Raw genomic sequence first — 24,674 nt, forward strand, 5'->3', positions numbered from 1 at the left:
AGAGATGACCACGCCCGAGCCACTGCTCACCATCGACGACCTGCGCGTCGACATCGCCTCGCGCGACCGCACCGTCCACGCCCTCGACGGCGTCGGCCTCACCCTCGCCCCCGGCGAGGCCCTGGGCATTGTCGGCGAGTCCGGCTGCGGCAAGACCATGACCGCACTCAGCGTGCTGGGCCTGCTGCCGCCGGGCGGCGAGATCACCGGCGGGCGCGTCCTGTTCGACGGCCACGACCTCGCCACCGCCGCCGCGCCCGTCCTGGAGGACGTACGGGGGAACAGCATCGGCATGGTCTTCCAGTCCCCGCTGACCTCCCTCAACCCGACGATGACCATCGGCGCCCAGGTCGCCGAGCCGCTGCTCCTGCACCGCCCCGGCATCGGCCGCGCGGAGGCCATGACCCGCGCCGAGGAGATGCTCCGCCTCGTCGGTATGCCGCGGCCCGCCGAACGCATGAAGGCCTACCCGCACCAGCTCTCGGGCGGCATGCGCCAGCGCGTGGCGATCGCCATGGCCCTGGTCTGCGAGCCGAAGCTGCTCATCGCCGACGAGCCGACCACCGCCTTGGACGTCACGACGCAGCACCAGATCCTCGAACTCGTCGACGACCTGCGCGCCCGCCTCGGCATGGCGATGATCTTGGTCACCCATGACCTGGGCGTCATCGCGCACCGCGTCGACCGGGTCGCCGTCATGTACGCGGGAAAGGTCGTCGAAGAATCCGGCGTACGGGACCTCTTCACCCGCCCGCGCCACCGCTACACCGAGGCACTGTTCGCCGCGCTGCCCGAACGCGCGGCCGCGACCGGCACGGAACTGCACACCATCCCCGGTCTGCCGCCGAGCCTCGCGACGCGCCCCGCGGGCTGCCGTTTCGCGCCGCGCTGCGCCTTCGCCACGGACGAGTGCCGCGGCGAGGAGCCGCCGCTCGCCGACGACGATGTGCGGGGCGCGGAGCACCGGTTCGCGTGCTTCCACCCGGTGCCGGACGAGGCCACGTCCGAGGACGAGGCGGTGATCCCCGCGCCCGTGGCCCCGGCCGCCGCCCCCGGGGACGTACTTCTCGAACTCGACGTCCTCGTCAAGGAGTTCCCGCTCAAGAGCGGTCCGTTCGCGCGCGGTCGTGGCACGGTCAGCGCGGTCGGCGGGGTGTCCCTCACGATCCGCGAGGGCGAGACGTTCGGCATGGTCGGCGAGTCCGGCTGCGGCAAGACCACGCTCGGGCGGATCGTCGCCGGGCTTGAGGAGCCGACCGCCGGGGCGCTGCGCTTCGAGGGCGTCGACCCGTCCCGGATGACCCGGGCCGAGCGGCGGGCGCACCGGCGTCGCGTCCAGCTGATGTTCCAGGACTCCACCGCCGCGATGGATCCGCGCATGCGGGTGGGCGAGATCCTGCGGGAGCCCCTGGTCATCCAGGGTGTCGGCAGCCGCGCCGAGCAGGAGGAGCGCATCGCCGCACTCCTCGACGCCGTCGGCCTGCCGCGCGGCGCGGTCCACCGCTACCCGCATGAGTTCTCCGGAGGGCAGCGGCAACGCATCGGCCTGGCAAGGGCGTTGACGCTCTCACCCGATCTGGTGGTCGCCGACGAGCCGGTGTCCGCGCTGGACGTGTCGGTGCAGGCGCAGATCCTGAACCTGATGCGGGAGCTCCAGCGCGAGCGGGGCCTGACCTACCTGTTCATCTCGCACGACCTGGCCGTGGTGCGGCACCTGGCGGACACGGTGGGCGTGATGTACCTCGGCAAGCTGGTGGAGGCCGGGCCGGTGGAGAAGGTGTACGGGCAGCCGCTGCACCCTTACACACGGGGGCTGCTGGAGACGGTGAACCTGGCCGACCCCGCAGCCGCCCGCAAAGCCGCCCCCGCCACTGGACGCGCGCCGCTCAAGGGTGAAACCCCCTCCGCCGCGAACCCCCCGTCCGGCTGCCGCTTCCGGACCCGGTGCCCCCTCGCCGAGGACGTCTGCGCCACGACGGAGCCGCCGGTGAGCACTCCGAGCGGCGCCGGACACCAGGTGGCCTGCCACTTCCCGCTGACCACGCCTCGGCTAGCGTCAGCCATGTGAGACTCGCCGACGCTCTTTCCCACCGCCCGCTCGTGCTGGACGGCGGCCTCTCCAACCAGCTGGAGGCCGCCGGGCACGACCTGAGCGACGCCCTCTGGTCGGCGCGCCTGCTCGCCGACCGGCCGGACGCGATCGAGGCCGCCCATCGCGCGTACTACGAGGCGGGCGCCGAGGTCGCCATCACCGCCAGCTACCAGGCGACGTACGAGGGGTTCGCGCGGCACGGTGTCGACGCGCCCCGCACGGCCGACCTGCTGCGCCTGAGCGTGGAGTTGGCGCGGCGGGCCGGCGACGGGCTTGGCCGCGAGGTGTGGGTGGCGGCGTCGGTGGGGCCCTACGGCGCGATGCTCGCCGACGGCTCCGAGTACCGGGGCCGGTACGGCCTGAGCGTGGCCGATCTTGAGCGCTTCCACCGGCCCCGCCTGGAGACCCTCGCCGCGGCGGCCCCGGACGTCCTCGCCCTGGAAACGGTCCCCGACACCGACGAGGCGCGGGCGTTGCTGCGTGCGGTGCGCGGTCTCGGGGTGCCCGCCTGGCTGTCGTACAGCGTCGCGGGGGGCCGCACGCGCGCGGGCCGGCCTCTCGACGAGGCGTTCGCTCTCGCCGCCGACGTGGACGAGGTGATCGCGGTCGGCGTGAACTGCTGCGATCCGCGCGAGGCGCGGTCGGCGGTGGAGCTCGCCGCGCGGGTCACCGGCAAGCCGGTGGTCGTCTATCCGAACAGCGGCGAGAGGTGGGACGCCGAGGCGCGGTCGTGGCGTGGTCCCGCGCGGTTCGCGGCCGGTCAGGTGGCCGGCTGGCGGGCGGCGGGGGCGCGGCTGATCGGCGGGTGCTGCCGGGTGGGTCCGGGGGCGATCGCGCGGGTCGCGTCGGAGCTGTCGTCGCCGCCGGACCGCTCTTCGGCCTGAGACCCGGCCTTTGGGCTGAGACCCGGCGTTCAGGCTGGGACACGGCGTTCACCTGCGGAAACACCGTGCCGGAGGGTGACTGTCAGTGCCGGGGTGCAGACTGACGGATACCTGAGACAACGACGTCCGGAGGTGGCCGCGATGGCCGATGTACTTCTGACCGTAGGCACCCGCAAAGGCCTGTTCATCGGCCGCAGGCGCGAGGGTGCCTGGGAGTTCGACGACAGCCCGTACTTCAACGCCCAAGCGGTGTACTCCGTCGCGATCGACACGCGCGGCCGGACGCCCCGCCTGCTCGTCGGCGGCGACAGCGCGCACTGGGGCCCGTCCGTCTTCCACTCCGACGACCTGGGCCAGTCGTGGACGGAGCCTGCGAAGCCCGCCGTGAAGTTCCCCAAGGACACCGGGGCGTCGCTGGAGAGGGTGTGGCAGCTGCACCCGTCGGCCGCGGAGCCGGACGTCGTGTACGCGGGCACGGAGCCCGCCGCGCTGTACCGCTCGGAGGACCGCGGCGAGAGCTTCGCGCTCGTCCGTCCCCTCTGGGAGCACCCCACACGTTCCAAGTGGGTGCCGGGCGGTGGCGGTGAGGGCCTGCACACCATCCTGACGGATGCCCGCGACGCCCGGGCGGTGACCGTCGCCGTGTCCACCGCGGGCGTGTTCCGCACCCTGGACGGCGGCGCGAGCTGGGCCCCTTCGAACAGGGGGGTCTCGGCGGTGTTCCTGCCGGAGCCGGACCCCGAGTTCGGGCAGTGCGTGCACAAGGTCGCGCGGGACGCGGCCGACCCGGACCGGCTGTATCTCCAGAACCACTGGGGCGTGTACCGCAGCGACGACGCGGGGGCGCACTGGACGGACATCGGCGGCGGCCTGCCCTCCGACTTCGGTTTCGCCGTGGTCGCCCACCCGCACCGGGGCGGCACGGCGTACGTCTTCCCGATCGAGGCGGACAGCGACCGGGTCCCCGCCGCCCGCCGCTGCCGCGTGTACCGCACGGCCGACGCGGGCGCGAGCTGGGAGCCGTTGAGCGCGGGCCTGCCGCAGGGCGATCACTACGGCACGGTGCTGCGGGACGGCATGTGCAGTGATGACAACGACCCGGCGGGCCTCTACTTCGGCAATCGCAACGGCGAGGTGTACGCCTCGGCGGACGACGGCGACAGCTGGCGGCTGCTCGCCTCGCACCTGCCGGACGTGCTGTGCGTGCGGGCCGCGGCCATCGGTTGATCGACACCGCCGTTACGGCAGTAGGGTGACGCCGTGGCACCACGACCCTTGCATGAGATCGTCGAACCCGGCTGGGCCAAGGCCCTGGAACCGGTGGCCGAACGGATCGCCGGGATGGGGGACTTCCTGCGCGCGGAGATCGCCGCGGGCCGTACCTACCTCCCGGCGGGGCCGAACGTGCTGCGCGCGTTCCAGCAGCCCTTCGACGACGTCCGCGTCCTGATCGTCGGCCAGGACCCCTACCCCACGCCCGGTCACGCGGTGGGTCTGTCGTTCTCGGTCGCGCCCGACGTGCGGCCGCTGCCCGGCAGCCTCATCAACATCTACCGCGAGATGACCCACGACCTGGGGCTGCCCCCGCCGTCGAACGGCGACCTGACGCCGTGGACCCAGCAGGGCGTCCTGCTCCTGAACAGGGCGCTCACCACGGCTCCGCGCAAGCCCGCCGCGCACCGCGGCAAGGGCTGGGAGGAGGTCACCGAGCAGGCCATACGGGCGCTCGCGGCGCGCGGGAAGCCGCTGGTGTCGATTCTGTGGGGGCGTGACGCGCGCAATCTGCGGCCGCTGCTCGGGCAGTTGCCGTCGGTGGAGTCCTCGCACCCCTCCCCCATGTCGGCCGACCGGGGCTTCTTCGGCTCGCGCCCCTTCAGCCGGGCCAACGACCTGCTGGTCCAGCAGGGGGCGCAGCCGGTGGACTGGCGGCTTCCGTGACCGAGCCGGAGCCGGCGTACGTCCTCGGCGTCGACTCGGGAGGCTCCGGGCTGCGGGTGGCTCTAGCCGTGCCGGACGGCGGCGCGCCGTGCCCGGTCCCGGCCGGGGAGCCGATTCGGTCCCCGGAACCGGTGCGCACGGGACCGCGCGGCATCGACGCCTCGCACTTCATGACGCAACTGCTGCCCATGGCACGGGCGTTGCTGGACCGGGCGGGCGGCGGGCGGATCACGGCCGTCGCCGTCGGCGCCGCGGGGATGGCGACGCTGGGGGACGATCTGCGGGCCGCGTTGCCGTCCGCGCTCGACAAGGCCCTCGGCGTACGGCGCGTGGCGCTCGCCGCGGATGCCGTGACGGCTTACGCGGGCGCGCTCGGGGAGCGTCCCGGCGCGGTCGTCGCCGCGGGCACCGGCCTGATCGCGATCGGTACGGACCTCACGGCCTGGCGGCGTGCCGACGGCTGGGGCCATCTGCTCGGGGACTGCGGCGGCGGCGCCTGGATCGGCCGTGCGGGGCTCGAGGCGGCGATGCGGGCGCACGACGGCAGGCGGGGCGGTTCGCGGCCGCTCCTCGCGCGCGCGGAGGAATTGTTCGGTCCGGTGGCGGGGCTGCCGGGTCGGCTCTACCCCCGCGCCGACCGGCCGGCCGTCCTCGCCTCGTTCGCACCCGAGGTGGCGGGCCGCGCGGCGGACGACGCGGTGGCGGCCGGCATCCTGCGGGACGCGGCGCGGCACATCGCGGAAGCCGCGGCGGCCGTCCGCCCCGGGAGCGGGGCGTGCGAAGTGGCCCTCACCGGCGGTCTGTTCAAGCTGGGGGAGCCGCTGCTCGCCCCGCTGCGCGAGGAACTCGCGGCCCAACTGCCGCGGGCGCGACAGGTCCCGGCGGCCGGCGACCCGCTGGACGGCGCGCTGCGCATAGCGGCTGATATCGCCCTGGGCCGGCTGCGGCTGCCGCAGGACGCGCGCATGCTCTCCGTGCATATGATCCATACAGAGGAAAGTGACAGTTGACCTCTACGTAATTCATCAGACAAAAACGGACTTATACCGCTCACCTGCACCCTCCCCGAACAGAGTGGCTGCGCAAGCCAGTAGCATGCGGGCGCATGAGCTCCCCCACTGGGCCCGCATCCGGCCTGCCCGTACGAATGCCGCGCCCCCGTCAGCCGGGCCGGCACCGCCGTCCGGAGCCCGTCGCGGCTCCTGAGGGCGCGCCCGCACTCGTCCTCGCCGTGCCGGGCGCCCCCAGCACCACCACGCGCGGCCTCGCCGAGGAAGTCGTGAGCATCGCCCGCTCCGAGCTGCCCGGGCTCGACGCCCGCATCGGTTACGTCGACGGCGAGGAGGACGCCACCGTCACGTCCTTCCCCGAGTTCCCGTCGCTGCGGTCCGTGCTCGTGCACGCGGCCGCACAGCGCGCCGCCCGCGCCGAGCGGGCGCGCGCCGCCGCTGCCGAGGCCGGCGAGAGCGCGCCGGCCGCGCCGCCGGAGGGCCCCGTGGCGGTCGTCGTACCGCTGCTCGCGGGCCCCGACAGCACGCTGATGGACCGCATACGGCAGACCGTCGCGGACAGCGGTGTCGCCGCCGAGCTGACCGATGTGCTCGGCCCGCACCCGCTGCTCGCCGAGGCGCTGCACGTGCGCCTGTCGGAGGCCGGGCTCGCCCGCGCCGACCGCGCGCGCCTGTTCACCGTCGCGACCGCGGCGGACGGCATCGTCCTCGCCACGGTCGGCGGCGAGGAGGCCGTGCAGGCCGCCGGGATCACCGGCATGCTGCTCGCCGCGCGCCTCGCGGTGCCGGTGATGGCCGCCGCGCTCGACCAGGAGGGCGCCATCGCGGCGACCGCCGAGCAGCTGCGCGGCTCGGGCTCGGCCCAGCTGGCGCTGGCGCCTTACCTGATCGGCCCCGAGCTCGACGCGGGTCTGCTCGACGCGGCGGCGAAGGACGCCGGCTGCTCGGTCGCCGAGCCGCTCGGCCCGTACCCGGCGATCGGCAAGCTGGCGCTCTCGAAGTACACGACCGCGCTCGGCATCGCCCCGCAGCAGCCTTCGGGCGCGCCGGTGCACTGAGCCCCCGCGTACATACGCCGAATGGGTCCGCCCCGATGTGGGGCGGACCCATTCGCGTACGGCGGACCCATCCGATACGCACGACAGTGGCCGAGCGGTCGCTCAGCCGAAGATCACGCAGGAGGCGGCGGGCGCCTGGATGGAGCCGGACTTCCGAGGGAGCCCGGTGTCGTGGTCGACCGTGAACCAGGTGACGTCACCGGAGCGTTCATTGGCGGCGTACAGATGCCGCCCCGAGGGATCGATGGCCAGGTCGCGGGGCCAGTGCCCGCCGCAGGGCACCGTCGCCGCGAGCCGGGGCGCCTCGCCTGCCTCGTCGAGCGCGAGGACCGAGATGACGTCCGCGCCGCGCGTCGCGGTCCACAGGAACCGTCCGTCGGGCGCGACGACGACCTCGGAGGGGTAGACGTCGCCGTCCGGGACGTCGGTGAGAACGGAGACCTCGCCGAGCGGCTTGAGCGTGCCGTCGTCGGCGTCCCAGGCGCAGACGGTGAGCGTGGGGGTCAGTTCGTTGAGGACGTACGCGCGGTCGCCGCGCGGGTGGAAGACGAGGTGCCGTGGCCCCGAGCCCGGGCGCAGCGCCACTTCTCGGTGGAGCGCGAGCCCGTCGCCGTCGAGGGCGCAGACGCGGACGGAGTCCGTGCCGAGGTCGACGCTGACGGCCCAGCGGCCGCTCGGGTCCGCGAGGACCTGGTGGGCGTGCGGGCCCTGCTGGCGCTGCGGGTGGGGCCCCGATCCCGTGTGGCGCAGTTCGGCCGCCGGTGCCGCGAGGCCGCCGTCGGGGCGCAGCGACACGGCGGTGACGCTGCCGGAGCGGTAGTTGGCGGTGAGCACGTGGCCGGCGTACAGGGCGAGGTGGGTGGGGGCCGAGCCGACCGGCACGGGACGGCCGATGAGTTCCGGTTTGTCACCTTCGAGCCGGTAGGCGGCGAGGGCGCCGTCCGATGTCTCGCTGACCGCGTAGAGGGTGTCGCCGGTGGGTGAGAGCGCGAGGTAGGAGGGATCGGCGACCGTGTCCGTGGTGCCGAGGACGGTCAGCGCGCCGGTGTCCTCGTCGACGGCCGCCGTGAGGATGCCGAGTCCTCCGGCCGCGGTGAAGGATCCGATGTACGCCCGTCCGGCACGGTTGCCGTCGTCCACTGCTGTCCCCTCTCGGCCGGGGCGCCGCGTCCGTGGCGCCGCTCGTGCGGCCGACGCTAGCAGCCGGTCTGGACCAGACGGCGCCCGGCAGACGCCCTGACCCTCCACCGTCACCTGTGTCCCAGCTCACGCCGATAAGGCGCGAAGGCCCGGAACAACCGGATGTGGTCGGCCGTTCTTTCCTGTGTGGCTGCGGAGGGGACAGTGTCCCCGGGCCTCACCTATAGCCCATGGGGACGATCGTTCGGCTGAAGCCCCATGGAGCCTTTCGCCGAGAGGCGACCGCCCTCCGCGAGCCACCCGCGACGACCCCGGCTGGTCTCCCCCGTCCAGCCGGGGTCTTCTCATGTCCGCCCGCCGACCCGGCCCGCCCCGCGGTACCTGGTCCGTTGGCCTGCCACCGATCCGGCGCGAGCGGCCATTGCTGTACCAATGGCCCACCCTGCCGGGTGTCAGTTGAGCCAAGGGGCGAGTAGATGGTGTGATGGCGCTGTCGATGGCGCTGCGGATCCCCGTGGCGCCTTTTTCATGTGGGCATGTCGGGCGCGTCACGGAAGGGCGGGGAAGCAGTGCTGAAGAGGATGTTCGTGGCTCCGGATCCGGGGCGGGTGCGGTTGCGCTTCGCCTCGCGGGCCGTCCTCGGCATCGGTCTCGCGGTGGCGGTGTGCGGTCTGGCCGGGCATTCGCTCATGGCGGCGATCATCAGCGGCCTCGCCGCCCTCCTCGCTCTCTTCACCGTGACCGACGCGACGGTGCGGGGGCAGGCGGTCACCACCGCGCTGCTGCCCGTCGTCGGCTTCCCCGTACTCGCGCTGGCCGCCGTTCTGCACGACGTCCCCGTGGCGCGGGACATCGCGTTCCTCGCCGTGATGGGCATCGGCGTCTACGCGCGGCGGTGGGGGCCGCGCGGGCACTCCCTCGGCGTCTTCGCGTTCATGACCTTCTTCATCACGCAGTTTCTGCACGCCGAGTGGCAGCAGCTGCCCGAGCTCTACGCCGCCGTCCTGCTCTCCCTCCTCGCGTCCTCGACCGTCCGGTTCGGGCTGTGGTGCTACGAGCGGCGGCTGCCGACCGCGGCCCCGCCGGTTCCCCCGGCCGGCAAGGGCCTGGCACGGGCGACCACCCGGCAGGCGGTACAGGCCACGCTCGGCGGCGCGTTCGCGCTCCTGCTCGGGCAGATGGTCTCCGGTGAGCGGTGGTACTGGGCCGTGGGCGCCACCTGGTGGGTGTTCGTGAACACCACCTCGCGCGGCGAGACGCTCGTACGGGGCTTCCGGCGCCTGCTCGGCACGCTGCTCGGGATCGCCGCCGGGTTCGTGCTCGTCGTACCGCTGAACGGCGCGGCCGTGCCCAGCGCCGTGCTCGTCGCGATCAGCGTCTTCGGGATCTTCTTCACGGCCGCGGTGTCGTACACGTGGATGATGCTCTCGGTGACGGTGCTCGCCAGCTCCCTTTACGGCCTCATCGGGGTGCTGACCGGGGATCTGCTCGTGCTGCGGCTGGCGGAGACCGGGGTCGGCGCTCTGGGCGCGGTCCTCGCGGTGCTCCTCGTGCTCCCGATCACGACCCACGCCACGACCCACGGCTGGATCGAGCGCGCGCTGCGCTGCGTGCACGCCTGCACCGCGGAGGCCGCGGCGCGACTGGCCGGGTCGGCGGACGCCGATCCCGCCCACCGGGTCACCGAGCTCGAGGCGCTGCTGGGGCGGGTACGTCTGTCCGTGGCGCCGCTCGTGCATCCGCTCTGCCCGCTGCGTGCCCGCAAGCAGCGCGCCCTTGAGGTCCTCGCCCTGCTCGACGCCTGTGCGCACGAGGTGCGTGGGCTGGCCTCCGTCGCCGGTGACCCGGAGGCCTCCCACGACGCCCGCCTGGCCGCCGCGTGCTGGCGCGTCGAAGCGGCCGTCGAGGCCCTGACCGCGCCGGGTGCCGCGGCCGGGGTGGCGGGGGCCCACGGCGACCTGCCGCAGGCCGCCGTCGCGGAACCCGCCCTCGCGCACCTGCACAGCCTGGAGAGGACGCTGGCCGCGCTCGCCGCGCCCCTTCAGGGCACGAGGCGCGCGCCACTGATCGGCGCCTGACCGGCGCCCCCACAGTCCGGTTCGCCGCCGTGCGCCCTACTTGTTGGAGTCCCGGAAGCGGCCGAACGCCTTCGTGATGGCGCTCAGCGGTGACCCTTCCGCCTTGCCCGGGCCCGGCGCGGGCGGCCGGAGCACGCCGTCGCCGCCGGTCGTCTCCGCGAGCACGGCCTGCGCCGCCTCGGCCGCTTCCCGGTACAGGTCACGGGATTTCGTCATGGCGTCGAGCGCCTCGGCGTACCTGGTGACCATGGACCGGGCGTGGGCCAGCTCCTCGTCCGGGGTGAGCAGATGCCAGCCGTGGCGCAGCCGCGTCAGGGCCCGCTCGGCGTCGGCGGGCAGGGGCCGGGGCAGGGCGGCGTACTCCTTGATCCTGTCGAGGAGTTCGGTCGGTTCCGAGCCGTCCAGGAAGACGCTGCGCACCGTGAAGCGCTCCGCGTCGTAGTCGGCACCCTGCGGCGCCGTGGGCAGGACGACGGCGCCGCCGCGTGGCATGCGCACGCCCAGCTCCCGCTTCATCGCGAAGTCGGCGATCTGCGCCTGCTCGGGCGTGCCCCGGTGTTCGACCACCCGGTGCCGCAGGCTCGGCGGCAGGAACACCGAGACCGGCTGCTGTCCCCGCGCGTCCGGCGTCATCGCCTCGTGCACGACGACGTGGACGAACCAGCTCTGCCGGGTGCACTCCCGCAGCAGGTGGCGCAGCTCGTCGTCGTCCTTCGGCAGGTGGTTCGTGGTCCGCAGGCGCAGGTCCGGCACCGTGTCGTGGTCCCAGGCGACCCGGTCGCTGTCGGGCCAGAACATGGTGGCGGGCGAGGGCCAGTGCGGGTCCCAGGCCCGCTCCGCCTCGGCGGCGAGGACCCAGACGACGCCTTCGCCGTCCTTGCGGCGCGTCTCGGGGTCGTACGTGGTGAGCTGTGCGCGCACCGTGACGTCGTCGGCCACGTGCCAGCGGGCCTCGAAGAGGCGGCGGGCCGAGGGGCCTGGGTCGGCGGACTCGTCCCGCGGGTGGAGGACGGTGGAGCGGGCCGCCTCGGCGGGGTCGAGGTCCAGGTAGTCGTCGAGCACCCCGGCCGCCTTGAGGGCGATCAGGTTGCGCCGGACGTCCTGCTCGGGCTCGGGCCCGAGGTGGCGCCCGCGCCCCAGCCACGCGGTGTCGGGGACGGTGGTCGAGGAGGTGCTGTTCTTGGCCATGGAATCGTTCTGTGGGGGGTCAGGGCCCGACCAGTATGGTCCGTGGCGCCGCCGGGCGAAGCGGTAACCCCATGAACGGTTCCGCGACCGGGGCCGGGCCCGGCCCTTGGCCTTGCTACGCCCGGCCGTTCTCGTGCTTCCACTCCCTGACGTGCTCGGGCTGGTTCTGGACGGCGAGAAGCATGATGTCGCGATTGCCGCTGGTCCAGTCGACGGTCAGCCGCAGGCCGCTGATGCGCCATCCCTCGTGGGTGCGGGCCAGGCGGTAGCGGTAGTGCCCGCCGACCGTCCAGATGGGTTCGCCCCCGTCGTTGGCGAGGATGTGGGTGGCGAGGACGGACGCCGTGCACTCGGCGGTGTCGCCGTCCACGGTGACCAGGTGGTTGCCGACCAGGTGCTGCGTGGCGTCCAGACCGCTGAGGACCGTTCTCCAGCCGTCGACGATGCTCTGACGGGGCAGGTGAAGCGGCTCGCCGCCGTTGAGGGAGGTGTAGTCGAGGTCGACCTCGTCGGCGAAGACCTCCCGGAAGGCGGACCAGTCCCGGCGGTCGGTGCTCCAGGCCGACCGGGTGCAGGTCTCGACGATCGCGGCCCGGTCGTGCAGCACCGGGGTGCCGTCGTTGTCGTGCGGTGCGGTCTCGTGCGGTGCGGTCTCAGGCGGTGCGTCGTCAGGCATGAAGAACCCTCCTCTGGAAGTGATGGTGCAGGTCGAGGTGGGGGGACCTGAGTGGCGGCCGACCGGCGAACTGCGCGCTACGGGTGGGGGTGGGGGTGGACGAGCAGTTGGCCCAGTCGGACCATCAGCGGGTGCGGCGCCCAGTGGGGTTCGGTGGCCAGGGTGAGCTCGGGGAAGCGGCGGAACAGCGCCGACAGGGCGATCTCCGTCTCCATCCGGGCCAGCGGGGCGCCCAGGCAGTAGTGGATGCCGTGCCCGAAGCCGAGGTTCCCGCCGCCGCGTTCGCCGTCGCGGCGGCCGACGTCGAAGCGGTCGGGGTCGCTGTGGCAGGCCGGGTCGGTGTTCGCGGAGATGAGCACCGGTTGCACCGCCTCGCCCGCGGCGATGGTGAAGCCGCCCAGTTCCACGTCCTCCAGGGCGTAGCGCAGCGGACTGATGGGGAACGGCGTCCAGAGGCGGACCAGCTCGTGCACGGCGGCGGGCCAGCGGTCCGGTTCGCGGCGCAGGAGGTCGAGCTGGTCGGGGTGGGTGAGCAGCGCCGCGATCGAGTTGCCGATCTGGTGGGCCGTGGTCTCGTGGCCGGCGAACACGATGTTGATGACGAGCGTGACGAGTTCGTCGTCGGAGAGCCGGTCCCCGTCCTCGGCCTGGGCCCGCAGCAGCGCCGTGATCAGGTCGTCGGCGGGTTCGGCGCGCCGCCGGTCCACCAGGGCCTTGACCTGCTCGACCATCGAGCGCAGGGCGTCGGGTGTGCGGTCGGGCGTCATCGACACCAGTCCGTCGCCCCATTCGCGCCAGGCCGGGCGGTCGCTCTCGGGGACGCCGACGAGTTCACAGATGACGGCGATCGGCACCGGGTAGGCGAACGATTCGATCAGGTCGACCGGGTCGGGGCCCGCCGCAGCGGCCTCGATGCCGTCGAGCAGCTTCCCGGTGATCTCCTCGATGCGCGGGCGGAGGTCGGTGACCCGGCGCGCGGTGAACGCGGAGGAGACGAGCTTGCGCAGTCGCGAGTGTTCGGCCCCGGAGAAGTTGATCAGCATCCCGGTGACGTGGACGGTCAGATCCTCGGGTATGCCCAGGGCGGCCAGGTTCTTGATCAGCGGATCCTCTTCGCCCGGTGCGGGCGTCCTGCGGGTGGCGAACCGCGGGTCGCTCAGGACCGTACGGACCTCCGCCGCCCCCGTCACGTACCAGGCGGGGGTGCCGTCCATGGCCCACCCGCGCCAGAGCGACGACTGGTCCCGCAGCCGTCCGAACTCCCCTCGAAGATCGGCCATGATCGCGGGGTCCAGAAGATTCGGCTCATATGTATGGGTCATGGAGTCGCCCCTTGTTTTGGCGTGGCAGCGGCGCGAATGGCGGACCACCGAATCGACACCGAATAATGGCAGGAGCCGAATCGCGCCTGGAGGAAATGGCGAGTATTGGCGGTTGCATTAACCGGAGCCGGACCAGGAGAGGAGGGCCGATACCAGGGGAGGCGGGCCGTCGGTGGCCCGAACGCTCCATAAGTGATAGCCGAGCCGAGAATCCATATCGGAATACTTCTCCCGCCGAATCAATGGGATCAACTTCCGGCGCCACTCAGTTAAACGGGCGACCGCCTCAGGTGTCAACCAAGATCCAGACCATTATCCGCAATTCCGCAGATCGCGGCGCCAAACATTGTCCAAATCTTGTGATGCCATTCATGTGGCCATGTCTCTCTCGATGACCGATGTTCCTCGCTCCGCGGCCGGGACACACCCCGGCGCCACCCTCCGGTCGTGCGCTGACCGGTTCCTCGCGCAGGATGGAGGGATACACGCCGCCGGCCGTGCGGCCCCCGGGCGCCGGCCAGGAGGGAGTGGGCGCGATGGGTACAGGTGAACCGTTGCGGGACGACGGGGCGACGGCCCCTTCGGCACCCCTGCCTCCGGGCGGCCTGCTCGATCTGCTCAGTGTGTCGGCCGTGGTGCTGGACAGCGGCGGGCGGATCGTCTTCTGGAGCCCGCAGGCGGACGACGTCTTCGGGTACACCGCCGAGGAGGCGCTCGGCCAGTACGCGGCCAGGCTGCTGGTCCACGACGAGCACCGCGGTCTGGTCTCCAAGCTGTTCACCGAGGTGATGGGCACCGGGGCGAGCTGGGCCGGGGCGTTTCCCGTGCGGCACAAGGACGGCAGCACCCGGGTGGTGGAGTTCCGCAACATGCGGCTGCTCGACGACCTCGGCGACGTCTACGCCCTGGGGATCGCCGCCGAGCAGTCCACGTTGCAGCAGGTCGAGACGGGCCTCGCGCTGTCCGAGCGGCTCGTGCACCAGTCCCCCATCGGTCTCGCGCTCCTCGACACCGACCTGCGCTATCTGCTGGTCAACCCCGCCCTGGAGCGGATCAACGGCGTTCCGGCCACCGACCACATCGGCCGCCGGCCGCGGGACATCCTGCCGTTCCTCGACGTCGACCGCATCGAGTCGGCGCTGCGACAGGTGCTGACGACCGGTACGCCCATCACCGACGACTACGTCGTGGGCCGCACCCCGGCCTCGCCGGGCACCGATCACGCCTGGTCGGTGTCGTACTACCGGCTGGAAGGGCCGACGGGGCGGGTGATGGGCGTCGCCAACTCCGTCATCGACGTCACGGAACGCCACCAGTCCGCGACCCGGGCGGACCGGGCCCGCCGCCACCTGACGCTGATCGCCACGGCGTCCGGCCGCATCGGCACCAGCCTGGACGTGGTGCAGACCGCCAACGAGCTGGCGGAGGTCGCCGTCCCCGAGCTGGCGGACATGGCCGCGGTGGACGTGCTCGACTCGGTGCTGGCCTTCCGCCGGCCCACGGAGACCGAGGAGGGCGCGAAGGTGTTCCGCGCGCTCGCCGTGGCCTCCGCCTACCCGTCCGAGGCGACCGTGGCCATGGACCAGGTCGGTGACGTCGCCGAGTACGGGGCCGAGCGGCTGGTCACGCAGTGCGTCCGCACCGGGCGGCCGGTGCTCGTGACCCGGGCCGGGCCCGAGGATCTCCAGCGGATCGCCCGCGACCCGGAGGCGGCGCGGACCCTCGCCCGCGCCGGTGTGCACTCCTACGTCGCCGTCCCACTGATCGCGCACAACGAGATCCTCGGCGCCTTCGACCTGCTGCGCGCGCGCAATCAGCGCCCCTTCGACGAGGACGACGTACTCCTCGCCAAGGAACTGGCCGCCCGGGCCGCCGTGGCCATCGACAACGCGCGCCGGCACGAGAGCATCCGCAACTCCGCCGTCACCCTCCAGCGCAGCCTCCTGCCCAAGGTGCCCCCGCGTCTCGCGGGCCTGGACGTCGCCTCGCACTACCAACCCGCCGAGGCGTCCAGCGAGGTCGGCGGCGACTGGTACGACATCATCCCGCTGGACGGCGACAGGACGGCGCTGGTCATCGGCGACGTCATGGGCAACGGAATCGACGCGGCCGCCGCCATGGGGCGCCTGCGCGCGGCGACCAGCGCCTTCGCCGATCTCGATCTGGAGCCCGACGAAGTCCTGCGGCACCTCGACAAGATCGCCCGCAGCCTGGAGCACTACATCGCCACCTGCGCCTACGCCATCTACGCCCCGCACGAGCGGACCTGCTGCATCTCCAACGCCGGGCACCTGCCGCCCGTCCTCGCCCGCAGCGGCCGGCGCGCCGAACTGCTGGACCTGCCCACGGGGGCGCCGCTCGGCGTCGGCGGCATCCCGTTCAGCACGATGACCTTCCCACTGGACCCGGGCGACCGGCTCCTCCTCTACACCGACGGCCTCGTCGAGACCCGCCACCATCCCATCGACGAGCGCCTGGAGGCCCTGCTGCTCCTGCTCGACGAGCCGCGCCGGCCGCTCGGCGAGACCTGTGAATGGCTGCTGTCGTCCCTGAGACACTCCGACGACCACGACGACGTCGCCCTCCTGGTCGCCGAAGCCCGCCCCTTGGACCCGCCCGGCCGCTGACCCGTTGCCGGCGGCGCTACTTGCTGAGGCCTGCGAACCTTCGTACGGCCAACGGCAGGAAGACGCCGACGAGCAGCAGCGGCCACACCACCGCGAGCGGCCCGGCGTGCTCCGCCGCCCACGAAGTGCCCGTGGCCCCCGGGTCGTTGCCGAACAGGTCGCGCACCGCCGTCGCGGTCGCCGACATCGGGTTCCATTCGACCGCGGCACCGAGCCAGCCCGGCATGGTCTCCGGCACCGTGAAGGCGTTGGAGAGGAAGCCGACCGGCCAGACGAGGATCTGCACGGCCGACACCAGCTCCGGCCTGCCCGCGACCATGGCGAGGTGGATGCCGAGCCAGAGCATCGCGAAGCGCAGCAGCATCAGCAGGCCGATCGCGCCGAGTACCGCGCCGAGCGAGCCGTGCCAGCGCCAGCCGATGGCGAGCCCTACCCCCATCATCACGATCAGCGAGGCGAAGGACTGGAGCATGTCGGCCGCCGAACGGCCCACCAGGACCGCGCCGTTGGCCATCGGCATGGACCGGAAGCGGTCCACGACGCCCTTGTTGAGGTCGGCGGTGACCGCGACCATCGTGGCGTCGAGGCCGAACGCCATGGTCAGCGCGAACATGCCGGGCACCAGGAACTCGGCGTAGTCACCCGCGATGCCCTTGCCGCCGCCGATCAGGTAGTTGAACATCAGCAGCAGCATCACGGGGAAGACGAGCCCGACGAGGACCTGCACGGGTTGCCGGGCCCAGTGGGCCAGTTCTCGGCGGGTCATGGTCCAGCAGTCGACCAGCGCCCAGCCGACCCGCGAACCAGCCGTCACAGGCACGGCCGCGCTCCCGGACGCGCCCGCGCTCCCTGTGCTCCCTGCGCCCTCCTGTGTCACCGTCGTCCTCATGCGGTCTCCTTCACCCATGCCGCCGCTCCCGCCGCTCCCGGCCCACTGCCCTCCGAACGTCCTGTCAGGCGCAGGAACACCTCGTCGAGCGTCGGCCTGCGCAGAGCGATGTCCTCCGCCTCGATGCCCTCCTCGCCCAGCGCCCGTACGACACGGGTGAGGGCGTCCACGCGGTCGGTGACGGGGGCACTGGCCAGTCGGCGGTCGGCGTCGATGGTCACGTCGCCCGTGTCACCCGGCAACAGCCGTGCCGCGCGTACCAGTTGGGCGCCGTCGCGCACCACGACGTCGATGCGGTCGCCGCCGATCCGCGCCTTGAGGTCGTCCGCCGTGCCGTCCGCGATGACCTGGCCGTGGTCCACCAGGGAGATCTGGTCGGCCAGTTGATCGGCCTCTTCGAGATACTGCGTGGTCAGGAGCACCGTCGTACCGCCGCCGACGAGGGAGCGCACCGCTTCCCACACCTCGGCGCGGCCGCGCGGATCCAGGCCTGTCGTCGGCTCGTCCAGGAAGAGCACCTCCGGTTCCGTGATGAGCGACGCCGCGAGGTCGAGGCGGCGCCGCATGCCGCCGCTGTACCGCTTGACGGCCTTGCGGCCCGTGCCGGCGAGGCCGAAGCGGGCCAGGAGTTCATCGGCCCGCTCCCGTGCCCGCCGGGCGCCGAGGTGGTGCAGGCGGCCGAACATCTCCAGGTTCTGCCGGCCGCCGAGCTCCTCGTCGACCGCCGCGTGCTGGCCGAGCAGGCCGATCCTGCGGCGCACTTCGTCGGCGTGGCGCCGCGCGTCGCATCCGGCGATCTCCACGTGGCCCTCGTCCGCCCGGAGCAGCGTCGCCATGATGCGTACCGCGGTCGTCTTGCCCGCGCCGTTCGGCCCGAGCACGCCGTGCACCGTCCCGCGCGCGGCCACCAGATCGAGCCCGTCGAGGGCCGCTCTGTCTCCGTACCGCTTCCGCACGCCCGCGAGGACGATCGCGTTCTCCATCCGTCTCCCCTCCACACACACCCACATCCGGTGCGCACTCTCTAGTCAAGCTTGACTAGAGGGGTGACGGTAACGCCGTGAAGCCGATTAGTCAAACTTGATCACCCGCTCGCGGAGGGGGCGCCCGCAGCGCCGAACTCACTCGCGCGATCACCGTTGACCCGCATGCGGGTTCTCGTCCCACCTATGACGACCCGCGCCTTGCCGCGCTCGTCGTGGACCGGCTGCGCGCCGACCTCGGATCGGTCTGGCGGCGCAGCCGCGAACTCGGCTTCCACGGAATCCATCTGTCCGAGGAGCACACGTATCTGATGCCGCTGATCCGCGGCGAGCGGGCCTGCTGCTTCTCCCTCACCGGGACCGACGCGGGCTCCGACGTGCGTTCCATGCGCACCTCGCTACGGGTGCAGCGCCGCCCACGTGTTGGGGCCGACGAAGCCGTCGGCGGTCAGGCCGACGCTCTGCTGGAAGTTCTTGACCGCGGCCAGGGTGGCGTCGCCGAAGATCTTGTCCATGGCGACGTTCTTGTAGCCGTACACCTTGTTCAGGACGCACTGGAGGTGCCCGACGGCGTCGTTCGCGTGGCCCTTGCCGAGTTCGGGGTGGGTGCCGGTGTACGGGCAGTGGCGCCACTCGCCATTGGTGGCCTGCTTGGTCCCTATGTCGCGGGCGGCGGCCGTGCCGCCGTCCTTCGCGGACGGGCCGGCCCCGGTGAGTGCCACGGCGGGCCCGGTCAGCAGCGCACAGCCGAGCAGTGTGGCGGCGAGCGTACGGACACGGATACGTCGGCTGGATCGTGAAGTCACGGTGAACCTTCTCCCGAGCGGTGGTGGGGCGTACGTGAATGTGCGTACGTGGAAAGGAGCGGGCTGATCAGAACCAGGGGCAGCGGGGCAGCCCGGGGTAGGGGTGCTTCTGGGTCTGCACGACCTTGGCCGGCACCATGCCCCAGCCCTTGATGCCGGGCAGGCTCACGACTTCGTCGCTCTGCGTGTAGTACCAGATCTTGTTCCCGTCGGGCGCGGCGTCGCCCTCGGTCCAGCACACGAACCAGCTCGGCGAGAACTTGAGACGGCCGGTGACCGGTGCGTTGAACGCGGGGCGGCCGAAGGCGTCGGAGGCGAGGTTGTCGCAGTACAGGTCCAGGCTGAAGTAGTTCCCCAGCGTGTCCTTGTGCGGCTGGTTCTGCCGCAGCGAGCAGGTGGCCGTCGCGTCGGCCGAACCGGAGCGGGGCGCGGAGGGGTTCGCCTGGGCGGCGGCCGGGGCGAGCGCCGCGGTCAGGGCCAGGCTGAGCGCGGCGCCCGCGAGGGCCGCGCGTCGCTTTCCGTGGGGCGTGGTGGGGCGCATGCTCGTACTCCAGGGGTCCGGAGGGTCGGCGGTGTCAGTCGCTCATGACCAGGTGCACTGCTTGAGGCCCGGTACCGGGTGTGTGGCGGAGGAGAGTTCGGCGGCCGGGAGATAGCCCCAGCCCTTGGCCGTCCTGCTGCCGGAGACCGTGTCGCCCTGCGTGTAGTACCAGATGTCCCCGCCCTGGTACGGGCTGCCGCGCTTCCAGCAGACGAACCAGCTGGGCGAGAAGTCGATCTGGCCGTTCACCATGCTGTCGGTGGTGGACTGCACCCGGATCGAGCCGGTGTTGTGCGAGCAGACCACGTCCCCGAGGAAGTGCATGCCGGTCCAGTCGGTGTGCCGGGCGTCGGCCCGCGTCTGGCAGGCCGCCGCGGTGGCCTGCGCGGACGCGGTGGCCTGCGAGGCCGGGGAGACGGTCATGGCGGCGGCGCAGACGAGGGCGCCGGCGAAGGCCGCCCGCTTCCCTTGCCTGTGCCCGCTCCTGTGCCCGCTCCTGTGCCTGCTCTCGGGCGTGTCCCCGCTGCCGTTGCCGTTCCGATCGCGTGCGAGTTTTCTGACGGCCATTTCTGCTGTCCCCCAGCGGCTTGGATCCGTGTCGTTCGCTTGCTTCCGGCTGTCAGGTCGCGCGGCTCCGGGCCGTTCACCCGGCTCCGGGTGGCTCGATCGGCTCCCTGTGGCTCCGATCGTGCCGAGCGGCGCTGACATGACTCTGACGTCGTCCGGCCGCCCGTGCCATCGTGGGAGAGCGGCTGGTCCGGACCAGCCTCCCGGTCGTGACGACGGCGGCCGTGGCGGACGGCGCGTCGGGATGAGGAGCGTAACGCATGCGCGGCACAACGGTCTTGCCCGGCAAGGGGAACAACGGGGAGCCCGCCGGGGAGGGCATGCCCATGCACCGCCTGGAGGTGCCGATGCCCAACGCGCTGCCCTTCGCCATCGGCACGTTCGACACCATCGGGCCGATGTCCCGCGCGCCCTTCCCGCACCGGCACACCTTCCACGAGATCGTCCACGTCACCGGCGGCACCGGCAGACACGTCGTCGACCTGACGGGCTTCGCGCTGCGGCCGCCCAACCTGGGCTTCATCGCTCCCGGCCAGGTCCACCAATGGCAGGACGTCACCGGCCTGGAAGGCCACGTCATCCTCTTCACCGACGATTTCCTCCTGGACCATCCCGCCGACCGGGAGGTCCTGCGGGCGCTGACGCGGCGCTCGTGGCTCGACCTGTCCGGCGAGGCCGCGGAGTGGACCGCGCGTCTCGTCGCCGAGCTGGACGGCGAGTACCGCACGGGGGCGGAGGGTTTCCAGAGCGTGCTGCGGGCCCTGCTGCACGTCCTGGTGGTGCGGGCGGCGCGGCTGCCCGGGCGCCGGCCGGCGGCCGCACCGCCGCGGTCACGGCCCGGCTCGGTGGCGGCGGAGTTCGTGACGCTGCTCGCCACCCCGGAAGGCGCCCCGCCGTCGGTGCGGACCTGCGCGGAGCACCTGGGCGTCTCGGTCAGCTACCTCAGCGAGGCGGTGAAGGCGTCCACCGGCCGCACACCCGGCGAGCTGATCCGGCAGGCCCGGGTGCACGAGGCCAAACGGCTCTTGCTGCGCACGGAGTTGTCGGTGCGTCAGATAGCGGGGCGGGTCGGGTTCGGGGATCCGGCGTACTTCTGCCGCTTCTTCCGCCGGGAGACCGGGGCGAGCCCCGGGGACTTCCGCCGTGGCAGTGGCGATATTCACCACGACCACCGGCTCCCGTCCATCGCCCGGCACCGCTCCCCCGCATAGCTTCATAGCCGATCCGGAACCCACCCCACCCTTCAGGAGGAGCGATGGACGACGAGATCGGCACCGGCGACAGTGGCGGCCGCGGCGACAGCGACGGCGGTCCCGCGCGGCCGCGCGGAAAGGGGCCCAGCCGCAAGACCGTCCTGAGGGCCGCCGCCGCGGTCGGGATGGCCGTCCCGGTGAGCCTCATGGGCGTTCCAGCACTGGCCCGTACCGCCGGTGAGCGGGGCGAGGCGCCCGCGGTGACCCCGTCATGCGACGACGGCGACGACCCGACGCCGCCGCAGATGGAAGGGCCGTACTTCAAGCCGAACTCCCCGCGCCGCACCTCGCTGATCCAGGCGGGCACGCCGGGGACGCGGCTCACCGTCACCGGGTACGTCTTCGGGCGCGCCTGCCGCCCGATCCCGCAGGTCCTGCTGGACTTCTGGCAGGCCGACGCCTACGGGACCTATGACAACGTGGGGTTCCGTTTCCGAGGGCACCAGTTCACGGACGCGTCCGGCGCCTTCCGGCTCACCACGGTCGTGCCGGGCCTCTACCCCGGGCGCACCCGCCATCTGCACGTCAAGGTGCAGGCCCCGGGGCGGCCGGTGCTCACCACGCAGCTGTACTTCCCCGGCGAGCCGCGCAACAACACGGACCCGATCTTCGACGCCCGGCTGCTCATGAACGTACGTACTGTCGGGAACGCGAAGGAGGCCGACTTCGACTTCGTCCTGAACGTGCCCCAGTAACCCGCGGGGCTGCCCCCGTACAACCTTCCCGCACGGTCGAAGGTCACATGACCGGCCGGGTGTGAACCAGCGGATGACTCGCAGTGAACAGCGGGGAACCACACGTGGTCTCACCTCCCGAGCCGCTCAACTGAACCTTGACCAAGGGAAGTCGTATGTCGCGCGTCCGTCGCACCGCTCGTCTCACCATGCCCGTGATCGCCGCCTCCTTGCTGGTGAGCGGCGGCCTTACCGCCCTCACCCTCGGGCAGGGCACCGCCCGTGCCGCCGCTCCCGCCGCCGATGCCGGGCGCGCGGGGGCCGCGGCGAAGGCGACGGACGACTTCAACGGCGACGGGTACGGCGACCTGGTCGTCGGCGCCCCGGACAGCACGGTCTCCGGCCAGGCCAAGGCCGGGTACGTGGTGGTGACGTACGGGTCGAAGGGCGGCCTCGACCCGGCCCGCAAGAAGGTCATCAGCCGCTCCACGGCCGGGGTGCCCGGCGCGGCCACCGCCAAGCAGGAGTTCGGCAGGTCGTTCACCAAGGGCGACCTGGACCGCGACGGGTACGCCGACCTGGTCATCGGCGTCGACAGCAGGAGTTCCGCCGCGGGCGCGGTGGTCCTGTGGGGCTCCGCGTCCGGTCTCACCGGCGGCACGAAGATCGCCGCCCACGGGTTCGCCCCGCAGGCCGGGGACTTCGACGGCGACGGCACCACCGACCTCGCCCTGTTCTCCGGGGCGGGCTCCTACGGAGACGACCCGGTCGGCCAGCAGGCCCGCCTCTGGAAGGGCCCCATCGCGCGGACCGGCACGCCCGCCGAGACCCTGGACTTCATGGACAAGTCGCAGTGGTGGGACTACGACAGCGAGCAGCGCCCCGACCCGACCTGCGCCGACCGGGACTGCGTCGACGGACCCGGCTCCGTGCAGGGCCCGGTCGTCCCCAAGGCCGTCGGTGACATCAACGGCGACGGCCGCGCCGACATCGCCATGAACGACTACAGCGGGGACGGCGAGTGGGGCAACAGCGTCCTGTACGGCACCCCGACCGGCTTCAAGCGCGCCTGGGCGCCGGGCTCGGCCGGCGAACTGGGCATCGGTGACATCAACGGCGACCACTACGACGACCTGGTGATCGGCGACGACGACTCCGAGCCGCGGGTCAAGGTCGCCTTCGGCTCGGCCGCCGGTCTCAAGGCGGAGACGCAGAAGTTCGACCAGGACCTGCCGGGCGTGCCCGGCGCCGAGGAGGACGGGGACGCCTTCGGCCACGCGATCGCCGTCGGCGATGTGACGGGTGACGGATACGCCGACATCGCGGTCGGTGTCCCCGGCGAGGACGTCGGCACCGTCGCCGACGCGGGCTCGGTCGTGCTGGTGCGCGGCAGCGCCGGTGGCGTGACCGGCTCCGGAGCCCAGGCCTTCCACCAGAACACGGCGGCCGTGCCCGGCGTCGCCGAGAAGGGCGACGGGTTCGGGGCGAAGACCGCGCTGCTCGACGTCACCGGCGACGGCCACGCCGACCTGACCGCGTCCTCCGTCCAGGAGAACGCCAAGGCCGGCGCGGTGTGGTCGCTGCGCGGCACGTCCACCGGCCTGACCGCCACGGACTCCGTCGCCTTCGGGCCCAAGGACGTCGAAGCGCCCAACACCGCGGCGCTCTTCGGCAGCGTGCTGCGCTGATCCCCGCGCGGCGGTCGGCACGGCCCGGCCCGAGACCTCCCCTGTGGGTCTCGGACCGGGCCGCGGTTCTTGTGGGCGGTCGGCTTCTTGGCGGCGGTCGACTCCTGCGCCGTGGTCGGCTCCTTGACCGTCAGACCGGGCGGGTCAGCTCCCACGTGTCGACGGCGAAGTCGAGGGCCATGCCGTGCCGCTCGTACAGTGCGAGGGCGCCGCTGCTGTTGTCCGCGTCGACGCCGAGGCCGATCCGGTCGCGGCCCAACGCCGCGTAGTGCCCGAAGGCGTGGCGCAGGAGGTGGCTGCCGATGCCACGGCCGCGGGCCTCGGTCAGGACGCCTATGTTGCCGATCCAGGCCATCGACGCGCGGTCGTTGTGGGTGCGCAGCACGGCCGCGTCGCCGATGCCGTCGACGTGGGCGATCCAGATCAGGGACCAGTCGACGCGCTCGGCGTCGATGTCGTCGAGCCACTGCGTGTACGTACGCGGCTGGAAGTCGAAGTGCTCGGCGAAGCACTCCTGGAGCAACCGGTGGGCGCGCCGCCGGTCCTCTTCTTCCGAGCAGTCCCGCAGCGTCACGCCGTCCGGCGCCTTCGGCAACTGGGCCGCTGCCACGTTCAGGTGACGTGCCATCACGTTGTAGCGGCGAACGGGCCGCCAGCCCCTGTCGCGCAGCGCCGGCAAGTCCATGGTGGGCGTGATGTTGAGGTGCAGGTGCAGCACCGCGCGGGTGGCTCCGTTGGCCGCGGCGCGCTGTGCGGCGCGGTCCTCCACCAAGTCGAAGAGATGCAGGGCACTTCGGGCCGGCCGGGCAGCACGTAGTGGTCGACGTCGATCCGCTCGCCGCCCGACTCGTCCCACAGCAGGGCGTACCCGATGAGCCGCTCGCCCTCGAACAGCAGCCAGGAGTCCCGCTCCATGTCCACTTCGGGGTGCTTCAAGTCGGCCTGCACTTCGGTGAGTTCTGTGTCCGCGCGGCCGATCTCCAGCAGATCGACCTCATTGAGCAGCGCGCACACCGCCGCCGCGTCACCGAGCGTCGCGGCCCGCACGGTCAGGCCGGGCGGCGGGGTGAGAGACGTGGTCATGGGCCCACTGTCCGACGCGGCGCCCTTCGACCGCAACGGACTTTTCGCGGCGGCGGCTTGTCGGGGGTGCGGGTCGTGGCGGTCGCCCCTGGGGCGCGGGGCCCCTCCCGCAGCGACCCGGGCCGCTTCCGCGTGTTCGTCCACGGCCGGGGGCGCCGCGCGGCGACGCCTCTTGGC

At 72.6% G+C, this 24,674-nt stretch carries 19 protein-coding genes and 2 pseudogenes; 11 read left to right on the top strand and 10 right to left on the bottom strand.

The annotated features are described in order from the left end of the window. Positions 1 to 4 precede the first annotated feature (4 nt). The 6 genes from ACF062_RS33955 (at position 5) to ACF062_RS33980 (ending at position 6,982) form a co-directional block, all read left to right on the top strand. On the top strand, positions 5 to 2,068 hold the full coding sequence (locus ACF062_RS33955; RefSeq protein WP_392143424.1) for a dipeptide ABC transporter ATP-binding protein: 2,064 nt from the start codon (positions 5 to 7) through the stop codon (positions 2,066 to 2,068). After that, positions 2,065 to 2,976, top strand: a complete 912-nt coding sequence (gene mmuM / locus ACF062_RS33960; protein ID WP_392143425.1) for a homocysteine S-methyltransferase — start codon at positions 2,065 to 2,067, stop codon at positions 2,974 to 2,976. Before ACF062_RS33955 ends, mmuM begins: the two co-directional genes overlap by 4 nt. Positions 2,977 to 3,117: 141 nt before the next feature. Next, positions 3,118 to 4,203 carry a WD40/YVTN/BNR-like repeat-containing protein gene (locus ACF062_RS33965; RefSeq protein ID WP_392143426.1) on the top strand — a complete coding sequence of 362 codons (1,086 nt, stop codon included), beginning with the start codon at positions 3,118 to 3,120 and terminating at the stop codon, positions 4,201 to 4,203. Between the two features lie 33 nt (positions 4,204 to 4,236). Further along, positions 4,237 to 4,914, top strand: a complete 678-nt coding sequence (locus tag ACF062_RS33970) for a uracil-DNA glycosylase (RefSeq protein ID WP_223773343.1) — start codon at positions 4,237 to 4,239, stop codon at positions 4,912 to 4,914. Then, on the top strand, positions 4,911 to 5,924 hold the full coding sequence (locus ACF062_RS33975) for an N-acetylglucosamine kinase (RefSeq protein ID WP_392143427.1): 1,014 nt from the start codon (positions 4,911 to 4,913) through the stop codon (positions 5,922 to 5,924). The genes ACF062_RS33970 and ACF062_RS33975 overlap by 4 nt, the downstream gene beginning before the upstream one ends. Positions 5,925 to 6,019: 95 nt before the next feature. After that, positions 6,020 to 6,982, top strand: coding sequence for a hypothetical protein (locus tag ACF062_RS33980; RefSeq protein ID WP_320591566.1), 963 nt, complete (start codon positions 6,020 to 6,022; stop codon positions 6,980 to 6,982). A 102-nt stretch (positions 6,983 to 7,084) separates the two neighbouring features. On the opposite strand, the gene ACF062_RS33985 is transcribed toward ACF062_RS33980, so the two are convergent. Further along, entirely contained in the window at positions 7,085 to 8,122 is a 1,038-nt protein-coding gene (locus ACF062_RS33985) for a lactonase family protein (protein WP_392143428.1), read from the bottom strand. A gap of 569 nt (positions 8,123 to 8,691) precedes the next feature. Between ACF062_RS33985 and ACF062_RS33990 the strand changes: the two genes are divergently transcribed. Next, positions 8,692 to 10,200 carry an FUSC family protein gene (locus ACF062_RS33990; protein ID WP_392143429.1) on the top strand — a complete coding sequence of 503 codons (1,509 nt, stop codon included), beginning with the start codon at positions 8,692 to 8,694 and terminating at the stop codon, positions 10,198 to 10,200. 36 nt (positions 10,201 to 10,236) lie between these two features. On the opposite strand, the gene ACF062_RS33995 is transcribed toward ACF062_RS33990, so the two are convergent. The 3 genes from ACF062_RS33995 to ACF062_RS34005 form a co-directional block, all read right to left on the bottom strand. Then, positions 10,237 to 11,388, bottom strand: coding sequence for a hypothetical protein (locus tag ACF062_RS33995; RefSeq protein WP_392143430.1), 1,152 nt, complete (start codon positions 11,386 to 11,388; stop codon positions 10,237 to 10,239). A gap of 115 nt (positions 11,389 to 11,503) precedes the next feature. Continuing rightward, the gene (locus ACF062_RS34000) at positions 11,504 to 12,064 is read right to left on the bottom strand and encodes a nuclear transport factor 2 family protein (RefSeq protein ID WP_392143431.1); all 561 of its coding nucleotides are present in this window, start codon (positions 12,062 to 12,064) and stop codon (positions 11,504 to 11,506) included. Between the two features lie 77 nt (positions 12,065 to 12,141). Beyond that, on the bottom strand, positions 12,142 to 13,386 hold the full coding sequence (locus ACF062_RS34005) for a cytochrome P450 (protein ID WP_392143432.1): 1,245 nt from the start codon (positions 13,384 to 13,386) through the stop codon (positions 12,142 to 12,144). 536 nt (positions 13,387 to 13,922) lie between these two features. Here ACF062_RS34005 and ACF062_RS34010 point away from each other — a divergent pair. Next, positions 13,923 to 16,013 (top strand): SpoIIE family protein phosphatase, encoded by a 2,091-nt coding sequence (locus ACF062_RS34010; RefSeq protein ID WP_392143433.1) that lies wholly within the window; start codon positions 13,923 to 13,925, stop codon positions 16,011 to 16,013. Positions 16,014 to 16,029: 16 nt separating this feature from the next. On the opposite strand, the gene ACF062_RS34015 is transcribed toward ACF062_RS34010, so the two are convergent. The 5 genes from ACF062_RS34015 to ACF062_RS34035 all read right to left on the bottom strand — a co-directional run bounded on the left by ACF062_RS34015 (position 16,030) and on the right by ACF062_RS34035 (position 19,655). Next, on the bottom strand, positions 16,030 to 16,779 hold the full coding sequence (locus ACF062_RS34015; protein ID WP_392143521.1) for an ABC transporter permease: 750 nt from the start codon (positions 16,777 to 16,779) through the stop codon (positions 16,030 to 16,032). 119 nt (positions 16,780 to 16,898) lie between these two features. Beyond that, complete coding sequence (locus tag ACF062_RS34020; RefSeq protein ID WP_392143434.1) at positions 16,899 to 17,885, bottom strand: ATP-binding cassette domain-containing protein; 987 nt, start codon at positions 17,883 to 17,885, stop codon at positions 16,899 to 16,901. Between the two features lie 398 nt (positions 17,886 to 18,283). Then, positions 18,284 to 18,691, bottom strand: a complete 408-nt coding sequence (locus tag ACF062_RS34025; protein ID WP_392143435.1) for a peptidoglycan-binding protein — start codon at positions 18,689 to 18,691, stop codon at positions 18,284 to 18,286. Between the two features lie 67 nt (positions 18,692 to 18,758). Beyond that, complete coding sequence (locus tag ACF062_RS34030; protein WP_392143436.1) at positions 18,759 to 19,232, bottom strand: hypothetical protein; 474 nt, start codon at positions 19,230 to 19,232, stop codon at positions 18,759 to 18,761. A gap of 42 nt (positions 19,233 to 19,274) precedes the next feature. Next, positions 19,275 to 19,655, bottom strand: coding sequence for a hypothetical protein (locus tag ACF062_RS34035; RefSeq protein ID WP_392143437.1), 381 nt, complete (start codon positions 19,653 to 19,655; stop codon positions 19,275 to 19,277). A gap of 404 nt (positions 19,656 to 20,059) precedes the next feature. On the opposite strand from ACF062_RS34035, the gene ACF062_RS34040 reads away from it, so the two are divergent. The 3 genes and pseudogenes from ACF062_RS34040 to ACF062_RS34050 all read left to right on the top strand — a co-directional run bounded on the left by ACF062_RS34040 (position 20,060) and on the right by ACF062_RS34050 (position 23,414). Further along, positions 20,060 to 21,010, top strand: coding sequence for an AraC family transcriptional regulator (locus tag ACF062_RS34040; RefSeq protein WP_392143438.1), 951 nt, complete (start codon positions 20,060 to 20,062; stop codon positions 21,008 to 21,010). Positions 21,011 to 21,054: 44 nt separating this feature from the next. Continuing rightward, positions 21,055 to 21,744 (top strand): annotated as a pseudogene (locus ACF062_RS34045) (dioxygenase); the annotation flags it as partial. 158 nt (positions 21,745 to 21,902) lie between these two features. Then, complete coding sequence (locus tag ACF062_RS34050; RefSeq protein ID WP_392143439.1) at positions 21,903 to 23,414, top strand: hypothetical protein; 1,512 nt, start codon at positions 21,903 to 21,905, stop codon at positions 23,412 to 23,414. A gap of 130 nt (positions 23,415 to 23,544) precedes the next feature. On the opposite strand, the pseudogene ACF062_RS34055 reads toward ACF062_RS34050, so the two are convergent. Next, positions 23,545 to 24,497 (bottom strand): annotated as a pseudogene (locus ACF062_RS34055) (GNAT family N-acetyltransferase). Positions 24,498 to 24,674: the final 177 nt, after the last annotated feature.

Origin of the sequence: Streptomyces sp. NPDC015345 (genome assembly GCF_043078805.1) — a bacterium.
Lineage (GTDB): Bacteria > Actinomycetota > Actinomycetes > Streptomycetales > Streptomycetaceae > Streptomyces.